Origin of the sequence: Acinetobacter sp. ABJ-A23_2, from assembly GCF_044538765.1 — a bacterium.
GTDB lineage: Bacteria > Pseudomonadota > Gammaproteobacteria > Pseudomonadales > Moraxellaceae > Acinetobacter > Acinetobacter nosocomialis_A.
This window is the reverse complement of record NZ_JBIUCP010000047.1, coordinates 1-23,297: the sequence shown is the minus strand read 5'-3', so window position 1 is coordinate 23,297 and position 23,297 is coordinate 1. Positions and strand designations below refer to the sequence as shown.

At 38.3% G+C, this 23,297-nt stretch carries 26 protein-coding genes; 9 read left to right on the top strand and 17 right to left on the bottom strand.

Annotated elements, in window-relative coordinates; translation table 11 throughout:
* Position 1 precedes the first annotated feature (1 nt).
* Genes ACH63V_RS14880 through ACH63V_RS14865 form a run of 4 tightly spaced genes read left to right on the top strand, consistent with a single transcriptional unit; the run spans position 2 to position 5,627 of the window.
* On the top strand, positions 2–1,615 hold the full coding sequence (locus ACH63V_RS14880; RefSeq protein ID WP_396463925.1) for an acyl-CoA carboxylase subunit beta: 1,614 nt from the start codon (positions 2–4) through the stop codon (positions 1,613–1,615).
* Between the two features lie 42 nt (positions 1,616–1,657).
* On the top strand, positions 1,658–2,815 hold the full coding sequence (locus ACH63V_RS14875) for an acyl-CoA dehydrogenase family protein (protein ID WP_032031351.1): 1,158 nt from the start codon (positions 1,658–1,660) through the stop codon (positions 2,813–2,815).
* A 16-nt stretch (positions 2,816–2,831) separates the two neighbouring features.
* Positions 2,832–3,668, top strand: a complete 837-nt coding sequence (locus ACH63V_RS14870; protein ID WP_396463924.1) for an enoyl-CoA hydratase/isomerase family protein — start codon at positions 2,832–2,834, stop codon at positions 3,666–3,668.
* 18 nt (positions 3,669–3,686) lie between these two features.
* Complete coding sequence (locus ACH63V_RS14865; RefSeq protein ID WP_396463923.1) at positions 3,687–5,627, top strand: acetyl/propionyl/methylcrotonyl-CoA carboxylase subunit alpha; 1,941 nt, start codon at positions 3,687–3,689, stop codon at positions 5,625–5,627.
* A gap of 51 nt (positions 5,628–5,678) precedes the next feature.
* Here ACH63V_RS14865 and ACH63V_RS14860 read toward each other — a convergent pair whose 3' ends face one another.
* From ACH63V_RS14860 to rplM, 9 genes are all read right to left on the bottom strand, one after another.
* Complete coding sequence (locus ACH63V_RS14860) at positions 5,679–6,098, bottom strand: roadblock/LC7 domain-containing protein (RefSeq protein ID WP_019456609.1); 420 nt, start codon at positions 6,096–6,098, stop codon at positions 5,679–5,681.
* Positions 6,091–6,651 (bottom strand): GTP-binding protein, encoded by a 561-nt coding sequence (locus ACH63V_RS14855; RefSeq protein ID WP_396463922.1) that lies wholly within the window; start codon positions 6,649–6,651, stop codon positions 6,091–6,093. Before ACH63V_RS14855 ends, ACH63V_RS14860 begins: the two co-directional genes overlap by 8 nt.
* Positions 6,652–6,659: 8 nt before the next feature.
* Positions 6,660–7,625 (bottom strand): hypothetical protein, encoded by a 966-nt coding sequence (locus tag ACH63V_RS14850; protein ID WP_396463921.1) that lies wholly within the window; start codon positions 7,623–7,625, stop codon positions 6,660–6,662.
* Between the two features lie 85 nt (positions 7,626–7,710).
* A complete protein-coding gene (locus ACH63V_RS14845) occupies positions 7,711–8,070 on the bottom strand; it encodes a hypothetical protein (protein ID WP_045437845.1) in 360 nt (119 codons plus the stop codon).
* 343 nt (positions 8,071–8,413) lie between these two features.
* Positions 8,414–9,070, bottom strand: coding sequence for a hypothetical protein (locus tag ACH63V_RS14840; RefSeq protein WP_134263610.1), 657 nt, complete (start codon positions 9,068–9,070; stop codon positions 8,414–8,416).
* 17 nt (positions 9,071–9,087) lie between these two features.
* Positions 9,088–9,516 (bottom strand): ClpXP protease specificity-enhancing factor, encoded by a 429-nt coding sequence (locus tag ACH63V_RS14835; protein ID WP_396463920.1) that lies wholly within the window; start codon positions 9,514–9,516, stop codon positions 9,088–9,090.
* A gap of 6 nt (positions 9,517–9,522) precedes the next feature.
* Positions 9,523–10,176 (bottom strand): glutathione S-transferase N-terminal domain-containing protein, encoded by a 654-nt coding sequence (locus ACH63V_RS14830; protein WP_263614618.1) that lies wholly within the window; start codon positions 10,174–10,176, stop codon positions 9,523–9,525.
* Between the two features lie 169 nt (positions 10,177–10,345).
* Positions 10,346–10,732, bottom strand: a complete 387-nt coding sequence (gene rpsI, locus ACH63V_RS14825; protein WP_002048725.1) for a 30S ribosomal protein S9 — start codon at positions 10,730–10,732, stop codon at positions 10,346–10,348.
* 12 nt (positions 10,733–10,744) lie between these two features.
* Positions 10,745–11,173 carry a 50S ribosomal protein L13 gene (rplM, locus tag ACH63V_RS14820; RefSeq protein ID WP_002048731.1) on the bottom strand — a complete coding sequence of 143 codons (429 nt, stop codon included), beginning with the start codon at positions 11,171–11,173 and terminating at the stop codon, positions 10,745–10,747.
* A 173-nt stretch (positions 11,174–11,346) separates the two neighbouring features.
* Between rplM and pdxA the strand changes: the two genes are divergently transcribed.
* Genes pdxA through ACH63V_RS14805 form a run of 3 tightly spaced genes read left to right on the top strand, consistent with a single transcriptional unit; the run spans position 11,347 to position 14,006 of the window.
* Complete coding sequence (pdxA, locus tag ACH63V_RS14815; RefSeq protein ID WP_396463919.1) at positions 11,347–12,330, top strand: 4-hydroxythreonine-4-phosphate dehydrogenase PdxA; 984 nt, start codon at positions 11,347–11,349, stop codon at positions 12,328–12,330.
* A 23-nt stretch (positions 12,331–12,353) separates the two neighbouring features.
* Positions 12,354–13,166, top strand: coding sequence for a 16S rRNA (adenine(1518)-N(6)/adenine(1519)-N(6))-dimethyltransferase RsmA (gene rsmA, locus ACH63V_RS14810; protein ID WP_263614615.1), 813 nt, complete (start codon positions 12,354–12,356; stop codon positions 13,164–13,166).
* Complete coding sequence (locus ACH63V_RS14805; RefSeq protein WP_396463918.1) at positions 13,167–14,006, top strand: symmetrical bis(5'-nucleosyl)-tetraphosphatase; 840 nt, start codon at positions 13,167–13,169, stop codon at positions 14,004–14,006. It abuts the gene before it with no gap.
* Between the two features lie 35 nt (positions 14,007–14,041).
* Here ACH63V_RS14805 and ACH63V_RS14800 read toward each other — a convergent pair whose 3' ends face one another.
* From ACH63V_RS14800 to hflX, 4 genes are all read right to left on the bottom strand, one after another.
* Complete coding sequence (locus ACH63V_RS14800) at positions 14,042–14,485, bottom strand: DUF2147 domain-containing protein (RefSeq protein WP_004704121.1); 444 nt, start codon at positions 14,483–14,485, stop codon at positions 14,042–14,044.
* 83 nt (positions 14,486–14,568) lie between these two features.
* Entirely contained in the window at positions 14,569–15,243 is a 675-nt protein-coding gene (locus tag ACH63V_RS14795; RefSeq protein ID WP_086497342.1) for an LrgB family protein, read from the bottom strand.
* 10 nt (positions 15,244–15,253) lie between these two features.
* Positions 15,254–15,625 (bottom strand): hypothetical protein, encoded by a 372-nt coding sequence (locus ACH63V_RS14790; protein ID WP_002048719.1) that lies wholly within the window; start codon positions 15,623–15,625, stop codon positions 15,254–15,256.
* Between the two features lie 41 nt (positions 15,626–15,666).
* Complete coding sequence (gene hflX / locus ACH63V_RS14785; protein WP_396463917.1) at positions 15,667–17,001, bottom strand: ribosome rescue GTPase HflX; 1,335 nt, start codon at positions 16,999–17,001, stop codon at positions 15,667–15,669.
* A gap of 203 nt (positions 17,002–17,204) precedes the next feature.
* Between hflX and ACH63V_RS14780 the strand changes: the two genes are divergently transcribed.
* A complete protein-coding gene (locus ACH63V_RS14780; protein ID WP_396463916.1) occupies positions 17,205–18,014 on the top strand; it encodes a lysophospholipid acyltransferase family protein in 810 nt (269 codons plus the stop codon).
* Here the strand turns inward: ACH63V_RS14780 and ACH63V_RS14775 are convergent, their stop codons facing one another.
* The gene (locus ACH63V_RS14775; protein ID WP_343570467.1) at positions 18,015–19,640 is read right to left on the bottom strand and encodes a phospholipase D family protein; all 1,626 of its coding nucleotides are present in this window, start codon (positions 19,638–19,640) and stop codon (positions 18,015–18,017) included. It abuts the gene before it with no gap.
* 106 nt (positions 19,641–19,746) lie between these two features.
* On the opposite strand from ACH63V_RS14775, the gene ACH63V_RS14770 reads away from it, so the two are divergent.
* Positions 19,747–20,757: a metallophosphoesterase gene (locus ACH63V_RS14770; RefSeq protein WP_396463915.1), complete on the top strand. Its 1,011-nt coding sequence runs from the start codon at positions 19,747–19,749 to the stop codon at positions 20,755–20,757.
* 47 nt (positions 20,758–20,804) lie between these two features.
* Here ACH63V_RS14770 and ACH63V_RS14765 read toward each other — a convergent pair whose 3' ends face one another.
* Genes ACH63V_RS14765 through ACH63V_RS14755 form a run of 3 tightly spaced genes read right to left on the bottom strand, consistent with a single transcriptional unit; the run spans position 20,805 to position 23,031 of the window.
* Positions 20,805–21,284 carry an OmpA family protein gene (locus ACH63V_RS14765; RefSeq protein WP_263614607.1) on the bottom strand — a complete coding sequence of 160 codons (480 nt, stop codon included), beginning with the start codon at positions 21,282–21,284 and terminating at the stop codon, positions 20,805–20,807.
* A 14-nt stretch (positions 21,285–21,298) separates the two neighbouring features.
* Positions 21,299–22,522, bottom strand: coding sequence for a diguanylate cyclase domain-containing protein (locus tag ACH63V_RS14760; protein ID WP_343570468.1), 1,224 nt, complete (start codon positions 22,520–22,522; stop codon positions 21,299–21,301).
* A gap of 5 nt (positions 22,523–22,527) precedes the next feature.
* The gene (locus ACH63V_RS14755; protein ID WP_343570469.1) at positions 22,528–23,031 is read right to left on the bottom strand and encodes a YfiR family protein; all 504 of its coding nucleotides are present in this window, start codon (positions 23,029–23,031) and stop codon (positions 22,528–22,530) included.
* Positions 23,032–23,297 lie beyond the last annotated feature (266 nt).

Genomic DNA, 23,297 nt, shown 5'->3' with positions numbered 1-23,297 from the left:
AGTGTCTATTCTCCAATCCCAAATTGCTGTTGGTAGTGAACAGTATCAAAAGAATAAAGAGGCATTGCTTACTCAATTGAGTGAAGTCCGTGCAATTCAGCAAAAAAGCATTGATAAATCATATGTTGCCAAACCAAAATTCGATAAAAAGGGCAAGATTCTGCCGCATGAACGTGTACGGTTATTACTTGATACCGATTCGCCTTTCGTTGAACTTTGTGGCTTGGTTGGCTACAACATGCATGATGATAAGGATGGCTCCGAAGCTGGGGGTGGGGTAATTGCTGGTATGGGTTTTGTCAGTGGTGTGCGTTGTTTAGTCTCTGCAAGTAATAGCGCAATCAAAGGCGGAACCATGTCACCTATGGGTGTACAAAAGACTTTGCGTCTACAAAAAATTGCCTTAGAACAAAAACTCCCTTTGATTACGCTGACTGAAAGTGGTGGGGCTAATCTTAATTATGCTGCTGAAGTATTTACTTATGGCGGTATGACTTTCGCTAATCAGGCACGTCTTTCAGCGGCAGGTATTCCACAGCTTGCAGTTGTTCATGGTAATGCAACGGCAGGAGGAGCTTATCAACCAGGTCTTTCGGATTATGTCATTGTAGTACGCAAACAAACAGAGATGCTTCTTGCAGGTCCACCTTTACTTCTGGCTGCCACGGGTGAAGTCGCCACAGCGGAGGAATTGGGTGGGGCTGAAATGCATGCACAGGTTGCTGGAACAGCAGAATACTTAGCAGAAAATGATGCCGATGGGATTCGACTTGCGCGTGAAATTTTTGAACACCTGAACTGGAAAGAGCAAATCAAACCAATTGATGTGACTTATAAAGAGCCTCGTTACGATACCGAGGAACTGTTGGGTGTTATTCCAAGTGATCCTAAACAACCATTTGATATGAAAGAAGTGGTTGCCCGCATTATTGACGATTCAGATTTTCTAGAATTTAAGCAGGAATATGATGATTTAACGGTGTGTGGCTGGGCAAAAATTGGTGGTTTGCATATCGGTATTATTACCAATAATGGTCCGATTACCCCTCAAGGGGCAGCGAAAGCAGCTCAGTTTATTCACTTATGTGAACAGACCAACCGTCCGTTATTATTCTTACATAACACTACTGGCTTTATGGTGGGAACCGATGCCGAGCAAAATGGCATTATTAAGCATGGCTCAAAACTGATTCAAGCGGTTGCCAATTGTACTGTACCTAAAATTTCAATCGTTGTGGCAGGCTCATATGGTGCAGGTAACTACGCGATGTGTGGTCGGAGTTTATCGCCAGACTTTATTTTTGCATGGCCAAATTCGCATGTTGCTGTAATGGGCGCTGCACAAGCTGGAAAGGTGTTACGCATTGTGGCTGAAGGAAAGCAAAAAGCTTCTGGTCAGGAGCCCAATCCGCAAATGCTCGATTTTCTTGAGCAAAGTACTGCGATGAAATTAGAGCAGCAATCTACCGCGCTTTTCAATACGGCCATGCTACATGATGACGGCATTATTGACCCGCGAGATACCCGAAAATTATTAATTTTCCTTTTAGAAACTATTTATGAAGCACAGCAACGCGAACTAAATCCGACCCGTTTTGGTGTGTCTCGCTTTTAATCAATCTTTACCGTAATTAAAAAAATTAATAGGAATAACACAATGAAATTTACTGCCGAACATGAAGCATTACGCCGTACAGCTCGTCAATTTGTTCAAAATGAGCTGAATCCACATATTCCAGAATGGGAAGCTGCGGGACGTTTCCCAATCCATGACGTATTTAAAAAAATGGGGGATCTTGGCCTATTGGGGATTTGTAAGCCTGAGGAAAATGGTGGTCTGGCTTTAGATTACTCTTATAACTTGGTTGTTGCTGAAGAAATTGGACGCGCAGCTTGCGGCGGTGTGCCTTTAGCCATTGGTGTACAAACAGATATGGCAACACCTGCTTTGGCGCGTTTTGGTAGCAAAGAATTACGTGATGAGTTTTTAACACCAGCCATTGCTGGAGAATATGTTGCCTCAATTGCGGTATCGGAAGTACATGCTGGTTCGGATGTTGCTGCTATTAAAACGACTGCTAAAAAAGATGGCGATGACTATGTTATTAACGGCAGTAAAATGTGGATTACCAACTCACTGCAGGCCGATTTCTTCTGTCTTTTAGCCAACACATCTGACGATAAACCTCACGTCAACAAGTCGATGATTATTGTACCGGCAAAAACTAAAGGGATTAGTTTTTCAGAACCGTTAAATAAATTAGGTATGCGTTCAACGACCACAGCACAAGTTTATTTGGACAATGTACGTGTACCTCAGCGTAACTTGGTTGGCGTTGAAGGTATGGGCTTCATGATGCAGATGATGCAATTTCAGGAAGAGCGTTTATGGGCTTGTGCTAATGCGATTGGTGGTTTGGAAAATTTAATTCAAAAGACTATCGCCTATACCAAAGAGCGTACGACATTTGGTCAACCACTCATTAATAACCAATATATCCATTTTCGTTTTGCCGAACTCATGACTGAAGTAGAAGCACTTAAAGCCTTAACCTACCAAGCGTGTGAACAGCATATTGCGGGTGAAGATGTGACTAAGCTGGCATCTATGGCAAAGCTCAAAGCAGGCCGTTTAAGCCGTGAAGTTGCCGATAGTTGTCTGCAATACTGGGGTGGTAACGGCTTTATGTGGGATAACCCAGCATCACAGCTGTATCGTGATGGTCGTTTAGGTTCTATTGGCGGTGGGGCAGATGAAATTATGTTGGGGATTATCTGTAAGTTAATGGACATTCTGCCTAAAAAGCAGAAATAAGAATAAGGAATACACCATGACACTTTCAGCTTCTCTGCAAGCTTTAGATCTTGATGACAGCATTCAATTAGAACAAGACGGCAGTATTTTATATCTCTGGTTAAATCGACCAGAGAGCCGTAATGCTATGAACTTGAAGATGGTCAATGCCATTCAACAAGTCTTTAATGCTATTCGCGATGACCTTTCAATTCGCTCAGTAATTATCCGTGGTGAAGGTGGGACTTTTTGTGCAGGTGGGGATATTAAAGACATGGCTGCTTTACGCGTTGAAGCAACTCATGTTGGTAGCTTACAACCTTATGCTGATTTTAACCGCCGTTTTGGTGCTATGCTTGAGCAAGTCGAAGCCGCACCACAGACTGTTGTGGTCATTTTAGAAGGTGCGGTGTTAGGTGGAGGTTTTGGGCTGGCATGTGTTTCCGATGTTGCCATTAGCCGTGACAATGCCCAGTTTGGTTTACCTGAAACAGGGCTTGGTGTGATTCCTGCACAAATTGCTCCTTTTGTAGTGAAACGTATTGGCCTGACTCAGGCTCGTCGATTAGCTTTGCTCGGCATGCGTTTTGAGGGCCATACAGCCCTAAGTGCCGGAGTGGTTCATCAAATTGCACATAATGAAATCGAACTAGAGCAAGCTCTAGAGGAAACGATTCAACAAATTAAACGAGCAGCTCCTCAAGCTTCGCGTGTGACTAAAGCACTGTTACATCGAGCGTTTAATGAGCCTTTGAGTAATTTACTCAATGATGCAGCTCAGCAGTTTGCTCAAGCGGTTGGTGGTGCCGAAGGACAAGAAGGTACGATGGCTTTTATCCAGAAACGGTTGCCGAATTGGGCCGATGAATCATAAGAGATAAGGATAAAAATAATGAAATTTTCAAAAGTACTGGTTGCCAATCGTGGTGAAATTGCAGTTCGAGTCATGCAAACTGCTAAGGCAATGGGTTATCAAACTGTCGCAGTTTATTCTGATGCTGACCGTAACGCTCGCCATGTGCAAGAGGCTGATGAAGCTGTTTATATTGGTGGTTCAAAAGTATCTGAGTCATATCTGTCAATTACCAAGATAATAGATGCATGCAAAAAAACAGGTGCTGATGCAGTTCACCCCGGTTATGGCTTTTTGTCTGAAAATACTGATTTTGCTCAGGCCTGTATCGACAACCAGATTACATTTATTGGGCCAACAGCTTCTGCAATTGAGTTAATGGGCAGTAAGCGACTTTCAAAAATTGCCATGATTGAAGCAGGTGTTCCTTGTGTGCCAGGTTACGAAGGTGATCGTCAAGACCTTGAATATTTAGCAGCACAAGCAGAACAGATTGGCTTTCCAATTATGGTCAAAGCTTCTGCTGGTGGTGGTGGCCGTGGCATGCGTTTGGTACAGCAAGCATCCGAATTGGTTGAGGCATTGCAAACCGCACGTTCCGAAGCTGAAAATGCATTTGGTTCTGGCGAACTCATTTTAGAAAAAGCAGTCATTGCTCCGCGCCATGTCGAAATTCAGGTTTTTGGTGATACTCACGGCAATTATGTGTATTTATTTGAGCGTGATTGTTCGATCCAACGTCGTCACCAAAAGGTCGTTGAAGAGGCGCCGTGTCCAGTGATGACTCCTGAACTACGTCAGCAAATGGGTGAAGCAGCTGTAGCAGCGGCTAAAGCATGTGCTTACGTAGGTGCGGGAACTGTTGAGTTCTTACTTGATGCATCAGGTACATTTTATTTCTTAGAAATGAATACCCGTTTGCAGGTAGAGCATCCGGTGACCGAGCTTATTACGGGGCTAGATTTAGTTGAATGGCAGTTACGAGTGGCGAATGGTGAGCGGTTACCGTTAAAGCAACAGGAATTGACCTTACATGGACATGCTATTGAAGTGCGTTTGTATGCCGAAGACCCACGTCAGGATTTCTTACCACAAACAGGAAAAGTTTTACGCTGGAAGCCTGCAACTTTGCCAAATGTGCGTATCGATCATGGCATGTTGGCAACTAATGAAGTTAGCCCTTTCTATGACCCGATGGTAGCAAAGGTGATTGCATATGGGAAAACCCGTGAGGATGCGATTCGCTTACTTGCTCGTGCCGTAGATGATTGTGTTTTGCTGGGTGTAAACAGTAATAAGCAGTTCTTGGTCAATTTATTACGCCATCCCGTTGTTGTGGCTGGTGATACCAATACAGCATTTATTCAGCAGCATTTTCAAGATGACGGCAGTCTATATAAGCAGGTTCTGTCTTTAGAAACATTGGCGATTGCTGCTGCATTATTTAGCCAAAGTAAAGTGACTGCGGTGTGGCAAACTGGGCTTGGAGTGCCATTACCATTAAAAATTAAATATGATGATCAGAGTATCCAATTACAGCTTTCATCTGTAAATAACACGTTTACGGCACAGCTTTGTGATCAAACAGTTTGTATTGAAGTGCTTGAGAGAACACCAGAGCAATTAGTTTATTTAATTGATGGCGTACGCCGCCGTGTGCAATATATATTAGATGGTGATCAGCTTTACTTGGATCGAGAGAATGGCAATGTTGCAATTCGCAACGTAACTTATGCCGCCCCTGAAATAGCTGATGTGGCTGGTGATGGCAATATTCGTGCGCCGATGGATGGCGCTGTAGTGAATATCTTGGTCAATAAAGGCGATCAAGTGTTGAAAGGCCAAACATTATTGATTCTTGAAGCCATGAAAATCCAACAGCAGATTAAATCTGACGTAGATGGTGTAGTTGAAGATGTGTTAGGGCAACAGGGGCAACAAGTAAAAAAACGACAAATGCTTTTTACTATTCAAACTTAAGTGAAAAATACCGCTCTAAATAGGGCGGTATTTTTTTAATAGTAGTGTGGATTATTCTCCATCTGCCTCTGCAATCACTTGGCTTGCTTTTTTTAGACTATAAAGCAGTTGCCCTAAAAGTACATCTCTATTACTTAGGGTAACCATCACCATCGGGTGATGGATCGCTGGAATAGCCGTCAAAATGGCCTTACCATTATCTGCATCTAAGGTGATGTTATTGCAGCCGGTCAGTTGAATTTCTTTTAAAAATGCAGTGACCATTGCCAAAATCGAGCTACTTACCGCTGCTAATTTAGTGGTGTTATGGTAGTTCTTGTGGCTTACTGTTGCCAATTCAAACCCATCTGAAGAACAAATCATCACAAAGTCTACACCACGTGTATTCATCAGAATTTTTTGGGCTTCACTTTTTGCAAGTTGTAGCAATTGTGTTGGAGCGGTTCGTTTTTGAACTGGAATACTAAGCATGATCTTTCCCTTGAGATGTTGCGCCTACCTTAACTTCAAGTGATGCAATTAATGATTCAACCATCATTAAAATGTGCTCTTGTTCTCTTGCATCAATAAAAAATAATGGATATTGAAGTTCATTTTCTGTTAACCAATTACGATACTGTTGAAGTGAAGATTCTTTATTTTCATCAATATGTGTAATACCAATTGCAATATTATTATTATAATTTTTAAAGGTTTCTAAGTAGTTTTCTAATTCAGAAATTGGACTAGGGCTGTTATGATCTAACAGAAGAATAATACCTATTGCACCTTCACAAATGACTGACCAAATAAAATCAAAACGGCTTTGTCCAGGTGTTCCATATAAGCCAATTTTAACACCATCATCTAAGGTAATTTCGCCGTAATCGATCCCAACGGTTGTTTGTGATTTTTGATGACTTTGTACATCTGTATTAAATGCTTCTGTTCCCAAAATTGGAATTTCAGATAGCGACTTAATTGCTTCTGTCTTTCCAGCCCCCATACTGCCTGCAAAGACAATTTTATATTGCTGTATAATCATAACGTTCCCTAAAGACCAAAGCGGCGTCTAATCTTTCCTATAAAATTCTTAAAAAAATGACTTTCAGTATTTGAGCTTTCTAAATGCGATTGTGGAGCATATGAACACTTATTTGCAGGAACGTATTTACCGTTATTTGCCATTAAGCAAGCTGTGATAAAACGTAAAATAACGTCGATTGGTTGGTTGAGTTGTTTAGCAACTTCAGTGATTTTTGCTCCCTGTATAAAACACGCAGAGAGCTGCAAGCTAATTTTTCTATATTCTTTTTGATAAGGTTGGGGCCAATGATCGATTTTGAAGTAACCATCAGCTGAAGCTAAATTTTCAAAGTCTGTTGAACACCAAATTAAATTCCATAACCAATCTTGTAAGCAATAACCTTTTTTACGAGAAACCTTAGTGAAGTCCGATGTTTTAGCAAAAGCAAAGTTAAAGCTCATATTGGTATGTGCTTTTTGACGGGAAGGCTCTACCCAAGCAGTTTGAGTTCTATTATCAATAATGGCTAAGGTGCCTTTATCATCAAATAAATGTAATTTGGTATTTTCTGGGCTATGCAAATTTCTTATAAATTGTTCATCTATAATAGATATTTCATTTGATAAAGCTGAGCCAGAACCTATAGCCGCATACTTTAAAGAAGATAATACGTTTTTTTGTAGCCAAGAGCGCAGCGATTCTGTTTTTTCTAAAGGGAAGTGTAAGGTATGCTCATCAATAGAATTTCCATTTTCTGAAGGTATTTTGGTGATTTTTAAATAAGGAAATTTTTTCTTTTGAAGAATGTTTTGAATATTATCTGCATCGAAAAAGTTCTCATTAATGATTAATAAATCAATATGATTACTAGAAATATTAACCCAGTTAATACCATATTGATTAGATATTAAATCACGGATTAAGATTTTTAATTCATCTGAAACTTTTAAGCTTAAACCGGAAACTGCAATATTTATGCAATAACTATCCATAGTATCATTTTAAATTTTTATTAATTAATATAATGATTGTTTATGTGCTCTTCATAATTAATATAAAGAGCACAAAGTAAATCAATTAGCTAAAGTCGAGCTCTTTTTCAAATGATTTCAACTCATGGCGAGCCATGGCCAAATTCGATTTGGTGCGATCAAGTACTAAGTAAAGGAATAAATTGTTATTACTTTCTAAAGGACGAATTAAGTGGTAAGCCTTACCTAGTGTAATTAAAATATCCTCAATATTGTCATTTAATTTCAAAGCATTAGCAATATTTCGCTTTGCTCGAATGACTTCCGTGTTTCCAGCTGCTGCTAGTTCTAAATCAATTTCCCCACCGCCTTGTGTAGCAAGTGATAATCCACTTTCAGAGTCAACAAGTGCAGATGCAATAAAACCATCAATTTCCGTTAAGCTATCTAAAGAAAGTTTAGCCATTTTTTTATCTCTCAGGATTATAAAGTTATAATTACTACTTTTTATTTAAAAGTAGTTAAAAATCATTATATTTCTGATCAATTTGAAGTCAATCAAGGAAAAGAATATTGAAATTGATGTTTAAGGAAATAAGTGACCAAAAATGTCATATTACAAAAAATATTATAAGATTATTTATGCATTATACTTTTAATATTGTGCTCATGTTTGCATTATATATTTTTCATTTTTAGATTTAATAATTGTAATAGAATGTTAAAACAATATTTGTTAATAAATTATGTTTATTTAAATAGAAAAAAGAGGAACTCATAGTTCCTCTTTTTAAATATTTATAATTAAATTAAACAAGATGCGTATAAAAACAATAGAGGTAGCCCAAAATTGCTAAAGCTACAAGAGGTGCGATAACTTTCGACCATGCAGGAATAAAAGTTTCGATAGATTGTTCTTCAGCATGTAAATCTTCATGATGAGGTTGAGCTTGATGAACCATTTGATTGAACTCCTTCATTGTTGCGTCCAATGATAGCTCTTCTTGTTCAACAGGTTTAGAACCAATTAACTCTGTTAGATGGTTTGTTGACCAAACCCAATCATCAGCCTGACCTGATAGATGTTCCACTTGTCCTAAAATTAATTCTTTTAAGCCATTTTGTCCGAAGCCACCAGTTTCATCAAGTTGATTAAGCTCAGTTAGCTGTAAGGCCAAAATTTCTGAAATACTCTGTTCAAGTTCAGCATTCTTTAAAATCGACTCATTGTGCTTAGAAGTCGTTAAATGGCGTGCTACTTCTTGAATATATAATGGATCGGCAGTTTTGATTTCATTATAAATTTTATTGTCATCTTGACGCCATAAGCTGATTAACTTTCCAAGTGTGAGCACATTCACTTCATCAATCAGCTTATTTTTTTCATGGGCTGGGTATTGATTTAAAAGCTGAGGCTTTTGAATTTTTATTTGCTCAGCAAAGTATTGGACTAAATCAAATGCCATACTTTATTCCTCTAAAATTAATCTAAAATTCTTAATGTTGGCTTTTTCTTGGTTGGTTCAGTTGTTTCTTGTGTTTCAGGTTCTAGTGTATCTTCTACAGTCGCTACATTGGCATATTCTTCTGGGTCAAAGAATAAACCTTGTCCATTCTCACGTGCATATATACCCAAAACAGCTTGGATTGGGACGTAAATATCTTTTGAAACGCCACCAAAACGTGCTGAGAAAGTGATTGCATCATTGCTAATAAGTAGTTGATGTACAGCATGCGGCACAATGTTTAAAACAATTTGGCCATCTTTGACAAATTGTTGTGGTACATCAGTGTGTGGCTGTGTTGCATCAACAAGTAAATAAGGTGTGAGTTGGTTGTCGCAAATCCATTCATAGATTGCACGAGCAAGATAAGGACGTGTAGGGGTTAACTCAATAGTTTGCTCAGACATATCACACTATTCCATATTTAATTGTTCATTGTAACGGGTTTTCTCTTGGGGCGTCATTGATTTAACAAAAGAAGGACGGCTAAAGATACGTTTACAGTACAAAAATATAGGCCGGCACTGCTGCTTTGGTAAATCAATTCCCATGCTATTAAGCCTTACAAAAATTGGGGCGAGCATACAATCCAAAATTGAAAAATTTTCAGACATAAAATAAGGGAAATGCTGAAATAGAGGGGTAAGAGAAATTAAGGTATCACGTAATTCTTTTTGCGCTTTTTGTTTTTGTTCTACATTTAAAGTATCTGCATGTTTGAGCATATGATCGGCCAACTTAAACCAATCATTTTCAAGACGCCAAATGTATTGCCGTTGTTCAGCACGTGCCATAGGAGCATCAGCGTAAAGCTTGCCTTGACGATATCGGTCATCAAGATATTCAGCAATAATCGGTGCTGAAAATAATTTCAGGTTTTGCTCAAGTAGCATTGGCAATTGGTTATAAGGGTTTAGGCTCGCTAAATCCTCATCTTCATGATCGGTTACGATCAATTGATATTTAATTTGCTTTTCTGCCAATAAAAAACGGATCCAGTGAGAACGGAAATCATCAGCATGGCTGTAAAGGGTAATTCCCTGAATTGAAGTGTTTTCGACCGACATATCACAAGGTATGGTTGTGTGAATCGGTTAGAATACTAAAAATACGAGTGGAAATCACGGTGGCAAAGATAGAGTTTCATATATTTATCTGTTTCACTCATGCTTAAAATGAATAAGCAATAAAAAAGCCTTGGAATAACCAAGGCTTTTGTCCGATTCGGTAAACGAATTAACGTTTAGAGAATTGAGGACGTTTACGAGCTTTACGTAAACCAAGTTTCTTACGTTCAACTTCACGAGCATCACGAGTAACGAAACCAGCTTGACGTAGAACAGGTTTTAAAGTTTCGTCAGCAGCGATAAGCGCACGAGTAATACCGTGACGGATCGCGCCAGCTTGACCACCGATACCACCACCTTTAACAGTGATGTAAAGGTCAAACTTTTCAGTAACTTCTAAAAGTTCTAAAGGTTGACGAACAACCATACGAGCAGTTTCACGACCGAAATATTGCTCTAAAGTACGGTTGTTAATAACGAGTTTACCTGTACCAGCTGACAAGAAAACACGTGCAGTTGCGGTCTTACGGCGACCTGTACCATAATTAGTAGCCATGTGCTGTATCCCTTAGATGTCCAAAACTTGTGGCTGTTGAGCAGCATGCGGATGCTCAGTACCAGCGTACACTTTCATTTTTTTGATCATTGCATAACCAAGAGGACCTTTTGGTAACATGCCTTTAACTGCTTTTTCAAGAACAGCTTCAGGTTTGTGAGCAATTAACTTCTCGAAGTTAGTCTCACGGATACCACCAGGGAAACCAGTATGGCGATAATATTTCTTATCAAGTGATTTATTACCAGTCACTTGAATTTGTTCAGCATTAATCACAACGATGTAATCGCCAGTGTCAACGTGAGGAGTATAAGAAGTTTTATGCTTACCGCGTAAACGACGAGCGATTTCAGTCGCAAGGCGACCTAAAGTTTTGCCAGAAGCATCAACAACATACCAGTCATGTTGAACTTCAGCTGGCTTAGCGCTGAGAGTTTTCATTAAACCACTACCTATTATAGTTGGTTTGGACTATGGAATCTGTCCAAACAAAAGGAGCCAGCATTCTAAACGAGTTTGTTCAAAGTCACAAGAAAAATCCAGTTTAAGTTAGATAATTTAATCCATAAACTGATGAATGACAGATATGTTAAAATGAAACCAATTCTTGTTATGTGTCGGGGGTGATTGTGCTGCCTTTATATATCACTTCCGGTGAGCCTGCCGGTATTGGTCCAGATATTTGTTTAAGTCTGGCGGAACGCGTTGATGAGCGTCCGGTCGTTGTTTTGGCTGACCGAAATTTATTGCAACAACGTGCTCAAAAGCTTGGCTTGGATATCAAGTTTTTAGAGTATAAAGGGCAAACTGAATCATGTTTGCAAGGCGAGCTTTATATAGAGCACGTAGCATTAAAAACAGAAGTCATCGATGGTCAACTAAACCCAGCTAATGCAGCTTATGTATTAGAACAACTACGTCGTTCAGCTGATTATGCAATGTCTGGTAAAAGTGTAGGGGTAGCCACTGCGCCCGTGCAAAAATCGGTCATTAATGATGCAGGTATTCTGTTTAGTGGTCATACTGAATATTACCAAGAGTTCGCAGGTGTAGAACGTGTTGTTATGATGCTCGCAACTAAAACCTTGCGGGTTGCTTTAGCGACTACACATTTACCTTTAAGAGATGTAGCCGATGCAATTACTAAACAACGCTTGCATCAAGTGATAGACATCTTACTTCATGACCTAAAAACCAAGTTTAAAATTATCGATCCGAGAGTATTAGTGTGTGGATTAAATCCGCATGCGGGTGAAGATGGTTACTTGGGTCGTGAAGAGATTGATACTATTAATCCTGTACTTGAAACTTACCGGGCTCAAGGCGTTAAAATCAGTTTAAGTATGCCGGCAGATACTTTATTTACTCCTGAACACCTTAAAAATGCTGACGCTGTTCTTGCCATGTACCATGATCAAGGCTTACCTGTGCTAAAATCACAAGGTTTTGGTGAAGCAATTAATATCACATTGGGCTTACCGTTTATTCGAACTTCTGTCGATCATGGTACTGCTCTGTCTTTAGCTGGGACAGGTTTGGCAAAAAGCTCAAGTTTAAATGTCGCTGTCGATTTAGCTTTATCGTTGGCAGCGAGTTAAATTTTTCATGTTGGAAATGTTCTATGTATCAAATTAATGCCCTAAACCCGAAAGATGAAGGGCATAAAGCTCGTAAACGTTTTGGTCAAAACTTCTTACATGATCAGCGAGTCATTGCCAAAATTGTACGCTCTGTTAATCCGCGTACAGGCGATAATATTGTTGAAATTGGTCCAGGCTTGGCTGCTTTAACTTCTCCTTTAATTGGAGAATGTGATGCTTTGACTGTAGTTGAGTTAGACCGTGACTTAGCAGCAGGCTTACCAGAGCGTGTACCACACCCAGAACGTTTAACTATCGTAGAAGCTGATGCATTAAAATACGATTTTAGCCAACTTGTAAAAGATGGTCGTCCGTTACGCGTTGTCGGCAATTTGCCTTATAACATTTCTACACCACTACTTTTTCATCTCTTGGAATTTGGTAGCCAAGTCAAAGATATGCACTTCATGTTGCAAAAAGAAGTGGTAGAACGTATTACTGCCGAACCAAATACAAAAGAATATGGTCGTTTATCGGTAATGATTCAATATTATTGCCAGCCTACATTTTTATTTGAAGTTCCTGCAGGTGCATTTAATCCACCACCAAAAGTGACGAGTGCTGTATTTCGTTTGGTTCCTTATGAACAAAAACCGATTGTTGCGAAAGATGAAAAAGCTTTAGCTCGTTTGGTTGCACACGTATTTACGCAACGTCGTAAAACGCTAAGAAACAGCCTTAAAGGTATGTTGGCAGATGACGGTTTCGAGAAAGCAGGAGTCGACCCAATGGCTCGTCCAGAAACTTTGACGCTTGCCGAGTTTGTAGCTTTAGCAGATCAAATGGTGGCATAAATGACCAAGCGTTATAACTATATCATTGGTGATGTTCAAGGTTGTTTTGAAGCCCTCAAAGCGCTCTTAAAAGAAATACGTTTTGATCCTGATCAAGATTTTATTTGGTTTGCTGGTGATTTAGTTGCACGTGGAGAAAACTCTGTAGGTGCACTTCGTTTTATAAAAAAACTAGCCGATCGAGGGGCTGCTGCTACAGTATTAGGTAATCATGATTTAACTCTGGTTGCTTGTGCGCGTGGTCTTAAAGAAATTAAAGAAAAAGATCGCACGCAGGACGTTATTGACGCTGTAGATGGCGATGAACTCATCGACTGGTTACGTAAACAGCCCTTATGTTTATTTCCAAATGAACAAACCGTGCTGACACATGCTGGTATACCTTGCATTTGGAATGCAGAAAAAACGGCTGCTTTAGCTAAAGAAGTTGAAGCTGTATTAGCACATGATGATCTGTCTGTATTAGATGCTTTTTTAGCTGAAATGTATGGTTCAAAACCAGATCTTTGGACAGATGACTTAACTGGTAATGACCGCCTACGCTGTATTACCAATTATTTAACTCGCATGCGTTTAACTAATGCAGAAGGTACTTTGGAATTTAGTTTTAAAGATACTTTAGATGCACCTATGCCAGAAGGTTATTTACCTTGGTTTGAATTTCCAAGTAAAGCTGCACAAACACATCAAGTATTCTTTGGTCATTGGGCTGCTCTAGAAGGAAGAACAATCAGTGAACATATTCAGAACGTAGATGGTGGCTGTGTATGGGGTAAAAACTTAATTGCTTATCGTCTTGAAGACCAGCAAAGTTTTTCAGTAGTTAATCCTGTCATGTAATAAAAAAAGCCGCATAAGCGGCTTTTTTTTAAGATTTATTCTAGGCGAATCCAAATTTGATTGCGGCCTAAAGCTGAAACTCCAAGATAACCACGCATGTGTAGACGGTTACCATTTGCACTGAGTTTGGCTTTTAATCCGTAAACTTTGCCAGTATTTGGGTCTAGAATTTTCCCACCAGTGTAGGTTGTACTATCCACTTGTTTTAAACCAGTCGCGATATCTAAACCTACAATATGCTTATTGGTATAAGGCGCTGGGCAGTTATCACAAATTTCTTTTGGTGTATAACCCGGACGCGGTGTAATTTTTACAACTTTTCCTGAATAAGTACCATTTGCCTCTTTTCGTATTTCTACATGAGCCTTAGGCGTACCAGTTTTATCGTCAATCGTTTGCCACATACCAGTAATATCAGCTGCAAAAGTAGCTGAATTTATCCCCAATAAGAGCAACGCTCCAACAAAAAATTTCCCCATAATCAAAAATCCTTTTAGATTTGAAAAGATCATCTTATTTCTAATTGATCACTGGTTCAATGTTTATTTGAACTACTTTTTGATCAGGAAATTCCTACAGATAACATGAAAGTCGGTAGCCATATGGCGGTAAATACACCATTTAAAGCCATACCAAAAGCGGCATAACGACCTGCAACAGGGCCACGTTGCCAAGCTTGAGCTGTTCCAATAGCATGTGCTGCTAAACCTAGAGCTAAACCTGATGCTCTTTCATCATGAATATGCTTAAGTAAAAATGGTGAAAATGCTGCACCAATAACTCCTGATAAAATCACAATTAATGTGACTAATGTTTCAGGGGCATGTAATAAAGTTGCGATGTTTAAAGCAATAGGTGTAGTTACAGCGCGTGTAGCAAAAGCCAGAATAGTAGGCTCAGACATATGCAATAAATAAGCGAGTCCCATGGGTAAAGCAACGGCGCTAATACTTGCAAAAAACAAAATTCCAATCACCGATTTAAGAGGTAGATCGTCATATCGCATTGCAGCCAACGGTATCGCTAAAGCAACTGTGACATAACCCAGTAGATGGCTGAATAAATCATTTACATAAAGTCGGTATTCTTCATAAGGAACTTTCAAGATTGATAATAAACCAATCACAATGAACATACCGAAAACTAAGAGAGGGACTTGAGGGAAACGGCGGTTTAAAGGTTTTGCACAAAGATAGCCAACTAGAGTGATCAAAAATCCATATAAAATCATAAACATTTTATTCTCCTTATAACCAATGTTTTGCCATTTTTGCATAGACCCACAGCGGTATAAGGGTGCTCACCACTAGTACAAAGAGAAATAAAGGAATTTCTTTACCCATATGCACCAGCATAATTAACGAGCCTGCACAAATGGGTAAAAAAGCAAAACCACTTTCTTTCATAATTTTATTGTTGGTGTCGACGAGTCTTAATGGGATTTTCTTAAATTTACGCCAAATGAGTAAAATGATGAGCAAACTAATTAAACCCACCAGATTTCCTAATTCTGGATGACCAAAAGCACGCATAACGACGACTGAGCCTTCACGAAAACCGATAATAAGTAGAAAAGTTCCTACCCATGCTGCCCAATCTATACTTTTGATCTTATCCATATTTTTATCTCTAAAAGTTTACTTATCAAGTTTTAACTGATCTAGTTCTTGATTTCAAACTCTTCCAGTGGTCGTTTAAACTGACTCGCTCGTTCACCTAATATCTCGTCGATAGGTAATTTGGCTTGACGAATTAACTGCTCAAGCTTATGTGGCGCAATTCGTATATCAATATGTAATAGCCCTTCATCATCATAATGTTCAGATTCGATAACATTTAAGGCATAAAGCTGGGTACGCAATTTGCCATAAGCAGGTTTTAGTATTAATGAGAATTGTTGAAGTTGGCCCATTAAACATTCTTGTACTGCTTGACGTAGCAAATCTAAACCTAAACCTGAATGTGCAGATACATAAACGCGATCAGGAACATGAGGCTCTGAATAAATAATTTTAGCCTCTTCACCACTTAAATCGATTTTGTTGTAAACCCGAAGAACAGGGGCATCGGCTCCAATTTCCTTCAATACCCCTTCAACAGCTTCAATCTGATCAAGCATGTCATGGCTACTGCTATCAATCACATGTAAGAGTAGTGTGGCTTCAAGCGTTTCTTCTAAAGTTGCTTTAAATGACTCAACTAAGTCATGTTGTAGGTTTCGTACGAACCCTACGGTGTCTGCGAGCACTACAGTACCAATACCATCCCATTCTAAACGACGTAAGGTTGGATCGAGTGTTGCAAACAGCTGATCGGCTGCATACACATCACTTTTCGCTAAAATATTAAATAAAGTAGATTTACCCGCGTTGGTATAACCAACTAAAGATACGGTGGGGATTGAAGCTTTTTGTCTTGCTGCTCGTCCTTGTATACGAGTTTGATGGACTTTCTCTAACTTGTCTTTTAACTGAGTAATACGTACACGAATGAGACGACGGTCTGTTTCGAGTTGTGTTTCACCAGGACCACGTAAGCCAATACCACCTTTTTGTTGTTCAAAGTCAGCAGACCAACCACGAATCAGGCGAGTTGATAAATGTTTAAGCTGAGCAAGTTCGACTTGTAATTTACCTTCATGGGTGCGGGCACGTAGGGCAAAAATATCCAAAATTAAACCAGTACGGTCAATGACTCGGCATTTTAATATTCTTTCTAAATTTCGTTCTTGAGCGGGTGATAATGCATGATCAAAAATAACCAGCCCAGCCTCTAATTCTTGAACTTTCTCGGCTATTTCATCGACTTTACCTGAACCAATAAAAAATTTAGGATTTGGCTTATTACGTTGTACTTTAACGTGCTCAAGAATATCCGCACCAGCAGACTGTGCAAGTAGAGCAAACTCTTCGGCATCCAGATCATCTAATAATTGTACAGACACACTCACCAATATTGTGCGCTCACCGCCTTGATGCCGATCAACAAATTCCACGTGGCTATAAATCCTGAAAAGGGTAAAACTTTATTCTAGAGGAAACTTGAGTAAAAGGGGAAAGGGTTTACTCTTATCCTTTAGATTATCTACATGCATTTTATTTTTTATTTGCTTCTATCGCATAGCGATGCAAGTTAATTGCGAAACGTATAGAATGGCTCGAGATAGGTATAACAATGATTGATCGTTAGTGAAATTTTATGGCTCAAACGCAAAGTATATTAAATTCAACGTTAAAGAAATTTTCTAAAATAGGCTTGTACGGAAAGAAAGTTACTTCAGCAACTGCGGCAATCAGTGAAGGTTTTTATTTAGTTTATCGTCATGGGCTCTATAAGGATCCAAATAATCCTGTTAATACACGATACGTCCAATATTTTTGTCGCCGTTTATGCAAAGTCTTTAACCTCGATGTTCAAGTGCATGGCACTATCCCTAGAGAACCAGCTTTATGGGTGAGTAATCATATTTCTTGGCTTGATATTGCAGTTTTAGGTTCAGGCGCACGTGTTTTCTTTTTGGCTAAAGCAGAAATAGAAAATTGGCCTATTCTTGGTAACTTAGCAAAAGGCGGTGGTACCTTATTTATTAAGCGTGGGTCTGGTGACTCTATTAAAATTCGAGAGCAAATTACCGAATTTTTAAAACAAAATATTCCAGTTTTATTCTTCCCTGAAGCGACTACTACAGATGGTCATTCTGTTAAGAAAGTTCATGGCCGTTTACTTGGAGCTGCTATTGAAGCAAAGCGTCCAGTACAGGTATGTTTAATCTGTTATGTAAACCGTCATGGTGAATTAGATACCGTTGCACCATTTATTGGTGAGATGTCGTTTGTTGAGCATATTCAGCGTGTGCTAGAAATGCCGAAAGTAACCGCTCATTTATTAACATTGCCTCCTATCTCGGTAGAAGGGCATGATGTGAAAAGTCTAACTCAAGAAGTTCAACAAAAAATGGTAGAAGGTTTGGCTCAATTACATCAAAAAGTACTTAAGCCAAAAAGTTAATTACATAAACCCTTCAAGAGGTAGCCATGAAAGAAACTTCATGCCTGCCTTTTGCCACCATTTCATTTCTGGTTCTTTTTTATAAATTACAGGGCCGTTTGACGTTTCTTGTTGCCAATAAATATTATTATTCGAGTCAAGTTTTAACTTATAAGCATACTTATTTAAATTTTCATCCATCGTATGGTGAATTGTTTTAGCTAGCGCTGGACTATCTAAAATTACACCAATTTCAGTATTTAAATAGGCTGAACGTGGGTCAAAGTTGAATGATCCAATAAAAACCTGTTCATCTAAAGCCATGAGCTTGGTGTGCAAACTTGAGCGGCTTAAACCTTTCATGTTTACTTTTGCTTTAGTTGCTAACTCATCCGTATTTTTATTTAGATTACGTTTATCTGGAGTCGGTAAAAACTCATAAAGTTGTACACCGTTTTTCAAAAGTTCTTTTCGGTATCGACCATAAAATGCATGAACCACCGCAACGTCATTGGCTTTAAATGAATTTGTTAAAACTCGTACTTCTACACCTTCTTTGGCAAGTGAGCTTAAAATTTTAGCGCCTTGCTTTTCAGGAATAAAATACGCAGAAATCAAATCAACATTACTTTCTGGCTTTTCCAAATGATTAATCAATTGGAAATTTAAATGCTCTTCTTTTTTTGCTTTTGACTTAATTTTATCTGGAGAGTCTTTCACAACCTCCGCCTTAACCCAGTCAAATTGAATGTTATGGTCTAACCATTTATCAAAAGCATGTGATCTAGAAGTTAAATCAAGGAAGTTTTGAACAGTGGCTTGTTGATAGTGAGCATCGAGTTGTTCTTTTAGACTTTCATAACGTAAACGGTGATATTGAGCACTGACAATACTCTGCACCGAATAAGCATATTCGTGATTCCAGTAATCATCAAAAGAATTTACGATGTCATCAACAGCCGCACCAACTAACATGACATCAACGTCAGAAAATTGATAACTATCACTAACGTTATAATACTGATTGGTCATATTACGCCCGCCAATCAGCGCAACCTGATTGTCAGCAATAAAACTCTTATTATGCATACGACGATTGATACGCTTTAAATCTAAAATCATATCCATCGCACGGTATTGGCGAAAACGGTAAGGGTTAAATAATTTAACTTCAATGTTTTTGTGCTGAGAAAGAGCAAGTAAAACCCCTTCCATCTTTTTAGCATTATTATCGTCAATTAATAAACGCACTTTAACGCCACGATCGGCAGCACGAATAATGGCATGCAAGGCCAATGCGCCAATTTTGTCATTATCCCAAATATAGTACTGTAAATCTAAAGTCTTCTCGGCCTTATCAATCAGTCGCAAACGAGCTGCCAAAGCTTCCAACGGGTCATTTAAAACGTGATAACCCGTTAAATTGGGGTTTTGCTCACGTAATGGTGTAATAATTTTCGCAAGCGAAGTTTGAGAGGTATCAATATCACGCGCGTATTGAACGGGTTCAACACGATGTTTGGGTAAGGTGCTACAACCTGTCAAAGTCACAGCAAAACTTGAACAGACAATTAGGGAAGCTTTGATCAAAAAGCCTTTAGCCTGTTGATGAGTTTGAAGCTGTTTGGAATGAAAGGATTGTGCCATAATCAATACATGCGATAAGGTGAGCTAGAGTATAATTCGTGCATATTGAAAGATAAATATTGAATTTGATTACTAGCAATCAATATAAAATAAGTCGAGAGTCGTAATGTGGAACCCAAATTCAATCATTTTTTGTTTTTACTTTATTTTTTCAATACTTGCCTTATGGGGGATTGTTGAAGCTTGGGTTCATCAATCGCGCACTGAAACGATTCATCCATTTAAAGCTTTTGTTCACTTACTTGCTTTTTATCTATCTTATCTTCTTATTCCACTTTGGTTCTTTAATTTATATGCAGGTTGGATGGGGTATTACTCAATTCATCAAACCATTTTTATCTTCTTATTAAGCGGTATTCTCATTTATGCACGTTTTATAGAACCGCATATGGTACGTGTTGATGTCCATCAATATCGTTTGAATCCAGATCGCCGTTTTAATAAGCCTGTAAAAGTTGCTTTAATTGCTGATTTACATATAGGTTTATTTTCTGGTCACGAACGCCAACTTAAAATCATTGTAAAAAAACTCAATGAACAACAGCCAGACTTGGTGGTTGTGGCAGGAGACTGGACTTATGAACCGGAAGATAAGTTAGTTCAAGAATTGGCTGTACTCAAAGATATTCAAGCTCCAGTCTATTCGGTTCCTGGAAACCACGATGAGCAATATCCTGGGCCTCCTATCCAACAACTATTAAAAGATGCACTCCACTACAATGAAGTGATGGACATTGAAGGGAGAATTGTTGAGTTTGATGAGTTCCGTTTAATTGGTATTGGTGATCTATGGGCTGGCAAAACCGATATGCGTTCAATGCCAGACTTACCTCAAGATAAACCGTGGTTAATTCTGTCCCATAACCCCGATACTGTAGATATGGTTCCCAAATTACCTAATCGCCCTTTAATGTTATCAGGGCATACTCATGGGGGGCAGGTCGAGCTTCCTTGGGTGACCAACTATATTATGAAAAAAGTATCAATTTTAGGCCATAAAAGAGGCTTTTATTCACATGAACATGCAGACGTATTTGTTACTGTTGGAACCGGTATGGTTGGTATCCCCCTAAGATTCCGTGTACCACCGACCATTGATATTATTGAACTTGTATAAAATAAAAAAAGCCAATCATAAAGATTGGCTTTTTTATAATTAGAAAATTAAGGAATAATGACGATTGCAACACGACGGTTGATTGCTCGATTTTCATTAGTTGTGTTTGGTACATATGGTTGAGTTGAACCACGCCCAATAACGTAAATATTTTCCTTTTTAAATCCACGAGTCAAGAAGAGGTCAGCAACACTTTGCGCGCGTTCTTCAGATAACTTCTGGTTGTATTCAGGATTACCTACATCATCAGTATGACCAACAATTTTTAATTTATTCAAATCATATTTATTCAATTGATTTGCTAAGCGTACTAGCTCTGCTTCATGACTTTGTTTCAATGTTGCATCATTAAAATCAAATAATAAGCGTTCTGGTAAACCTAGAGTCCAGCCTTCATTAGTCAGAACAAACCCCTCTTTTTTTAGCATTTTTACTTGACGGTATTTCAAAGGACCAAAACTCAAGCAGCCTGCAAGAGCAATGCACAGCAATGCAATAAAGGAGAGTTTTAAAGATCTTGTATTCATAGATTAGCCTAAATTTAATTCTCTGGTTTATAAATAAACCAATGTTGCTCAGAAGTCTTAGCCTTATACATCGCTTGATCTGCTTGCATAATGAAATCTTCTGGACTAGACGCAAATTGGGATAAAGCAATCCCTACACTAAAACTGAAATAAATCGTTTGATCATTTAGATGCAAAGGTTCTTTACAGCTTTCGAGTAAATTTTCAGCAATAGATATTAAATGATCAGCATGCGTAATGGAATGCAAAATGACCGCAAATTCATCGCCACCTAGACGCGCAATGAAATCTTGATGTCTTAAACGTGTTTGTAATCTTTTCGCCATCTCTTTTAAGACTTCATCACCAGCTAAATGACCGAACTGATCATTAATGGATTTGAAATTATTGTTATCTATGAATAATAGGGCTGACTTGTTGTCAAAATCCTTATCTTCAAACATATCTAACAATATTTGATAAAAATAATGTCTATTTGGCAAAAGGGTGAGTTGGTCATGATGAGCTTGAAACGATAATTTACGATTTTCCTTTTGTAGCTGATTATCCCAAATCTGAATTTCTTCAAGTAACTCATTAAACACGGTATTTAAATCTTGAAACTCTTTAATCCGGTTATACGGAAAACGAAGATTATAAGCTTTTTGTTCACTTACGATCTGGGCAATATTTGTGAGTGGATGAATCGCTTGCATAATTTGACGATAAGTCAAATTCACTGACCACAGCAAAGCACAAACGATAAATAACATCGCAAATGCAAGACCGACCATAATCATCTTTAAAAATTGCAATATTTTTTCAGAGCTACCAAAAAGCGTTAACTCACCTACATTCTGTTGGTGATGATAAATCGTTAAATGTACAGGCTCATTTAAAAACCAATGATCAAACCATCCTTCTAAAACAGAAGTTTGACTCGATAACTTAAAACTTTGCGCAATTAAATGATGTTCAGAATCATAAATATGAATCGCTCGAATAGAGTGATCATTCGTATATTCATTTAAGATCTGTTCTATCGTAATTTTATCGTTAAATACTACAGCAGGCTGAATACGCTCTAGAAGTGTATGGCTGAGTAACTGCAAATTCTGTTTTGCATAAGTTTCCATAGTAAAAACGGAAATTGATACAAAGGTAAAAGAGCAAATAAAAAAAGTAATAGCAAAAATAGTAAATTGAGATTTTCTAAAAAGTGCGTGTAGAGAAGTTGACTGATACAACTTAGATATCATAGCCATTACTCCGCATTCTTAGCCAAGAGTAATACCCTTGGATCAATATGGACCTTGGAATGGCTTAATGCATCTAAGTTAACTTTAAAAGTGGTGTAATTATTTTGGTCATATAAACAAAAGATACTACCAACTTCACATTCTGGATTATTAATACTTAAAGAAAGCAAAGAACGATATGGATAATTCTGAATTAAATTTTGTTGTTGTTGAGGGGAAGTTGTAGAGAAATAAACAGCTTGGCAATGAGCCTTTGGAAAATCTTTAGCATTAACTGTCTGTACACGATAGTTATAAGATAATTGCTGGATATAAGACTGAAAAGTAGATGTAATTGAAGCATTATCAATTACACAAAGAGTAGGGGTGCTTACATTCTCCCATTTGCTATAACTTAAAATAGATAAAGTCAGCACATAGAAGTTATGTTTTGAATTGGCATACGCAGGCCCGCTCGTAGCAAACACTACAAGTATGCAGAATAATACTTTCTTAGCGGAGTGCCACATGGTGAGTTAATGCCAAATCAATTGCACGAATAATCTATTCTACATGAAGTTGATTAACTAAAAAAAGTTTAATATCTCATCTAATTTACACCGAAAAGCCTAAAAATTGACCGGTTGAATAGTAAAGTTTGAGAAAGGACTTGCAACTGGATCTTAATGGTCTATAATGCACATCCATCGGCGGTGATGCAGATAGAAACTTGTTGAAAAACAGTTACTTGGAATTAAGTTGGTTACTTTAAGTGATGAATTTGATGAGAAGTTGG

Coding starts and splice junctions, on each gene's coding strand:
- ACH63V_RS14875 (WP_032031351.1), top strand. CDS start 1,658: ATGAAATTTACTGCCGAACATGAAGCATTACGCCGTACAGCTCGTCAA.
- ACH63V_RS14870 (WP_396463924.1), top strand. CDS start 2,832: ATGACACTTTCAGCTTCTCTGCAAGCTTTAGATCTTGATGACAGCATT.
- ACH63V_RS14865 (WP_396463923.1), top strand. CDS start 3,687: ATGAAATTTTCAAAAGTACTGGTTGCCAATCGTGGTGAAATTGCAGTT.
- ACH63V_RS14860 (WP_019456609.1), bottom strand. CDS start 6,098: ATGCTTAGTATTCCAGTTCAAAAACGAACCGCTCCAACACAATTGCTA.
- ACH63V_RS14855 (WP_396463922.1), bottom strand. CDS start 6,651: ATGATTATACAGCAATATAAAATTGTCTTTGCAGGCAGTATGGGGGCT.
- ACH63V_RS14850 (WP_396463921.1), bottom strand. CDS start 7,625: ATGGATAGTTATTGCATAAATATTGCAGTTTCCGGTTTAAGCTTAAAA.
- ACH63V_RS14845 (WP_045437845.1), bottom strand. CDS start 8,070: ATGGCTAAACTTTCTTTAGATAGCTTAACGGAAATTGATGGTTTTATT.
- ACH63V_RS14840 (WP_134263610.1), bottom strand. CDS start 9,070: ATGGCATTTGATTTAGTCCAATACTTTGCTGAGCAAATAAAAATTCAA.
- ACH63V_RS14835 (WP_396463920.1), bottom strand. CDS start 9,516: ATGTCTGAGCAAACTATTGAGTTAACCCCTACACGTCCTTATCTTGCT.
- ACH63V_RS14830 (WP_263614618.1), bottom strand. CDS start 10,176: ATGTCGGTCGAAAACACTTCAATTCAGGGAATTACCCTTTACAGCCAT.
- rpsI (WP_002048725.1), bottom strand. CDS start 10,732: ATGGCTACTAATTATGGTACAGGTCGCCGTAAGACCGCAACTGCACGT.
- rplM (WP_002048731.1), bottom strand. CDS start 11,173: ATGAAAACTCTCAGCGCTAAGCCAGCTGAAGTTCAACATGACTGGTAT.
- rsmA (WP_263614615.1), top strand. CDS start 12,354: ATGTATCAAATTAATGCCCTAAACCCGAAAGATGAAGGGCATAAAGCT.
- ACH63V_RS14805 (WP_396463918.1), top strand. CDS start 13,167: ATGACCAAGCGTTATAACTATATCATTGGTGATGTTCAAGGTTGTTTT.
- ACH63V_RS14800 (WP_004704121.1), bottom strand. CDS start 14,485: ATGGGGAAATTTTTTGTTGGAGCGTTGCTCTTATTGGGGATAAATTCA.
- ACH63V_RS14795 (WP_086497342.1), bottom strand. CDS start 15,243: ATGTTTATGATTTTATATGGATTTTTGATCACTCTAGTTGGCTATCTT.
- ACH63V_RS14790 (WP_002048719.1), bottom strand. CDS start 15,625: ATGGATAAGATCAAAAGTATAGATTGGGCAGCATGGGTAGGAACTTTT.
- ACH63V_RS14780 (WP_396463916.1), top strand. CDS start 17,205: ATGGCTCAAACGCAAAGTATATTAAATTCAACGTTAAAGAAATTTTCT.
- ACH63V_RS14775 (WP_343570467.1), bottom strand. CDS start 19,640: ATGGCACAATCCTTTCATTCCAAACAGCTTCAAACTCATCAACAGGCT.
- ACH63V_RS14770 (WP_396463915.1), top strand. CDS start 19,747: ATGTGGAACCCAAATTCAATCATTTTTTGTTTTTACTTTATTTTTTCA.
- ACH63V_RS14765 (WP_263614607.1), bottom strand. CDS start 21,284: ATGAATACAAGATCTTTAAAACTCTCCTTTATTGCATTGCTGTGCATT.
- ACH63V_RS14760 (WP_343570468.1), bottom strand. CDS start 22,522: ATGATATCTAAGTTGTATCAGTCAACTTCTCTACACGCACTTTTTAGA.
- ACH63V_RS14755 (WP_343570469.1), bottom strand. CDS start 23,031: ATGTGGCACTCCGCTAAGAAAGTATTATTCTGCATACTTGTAGTGTTT.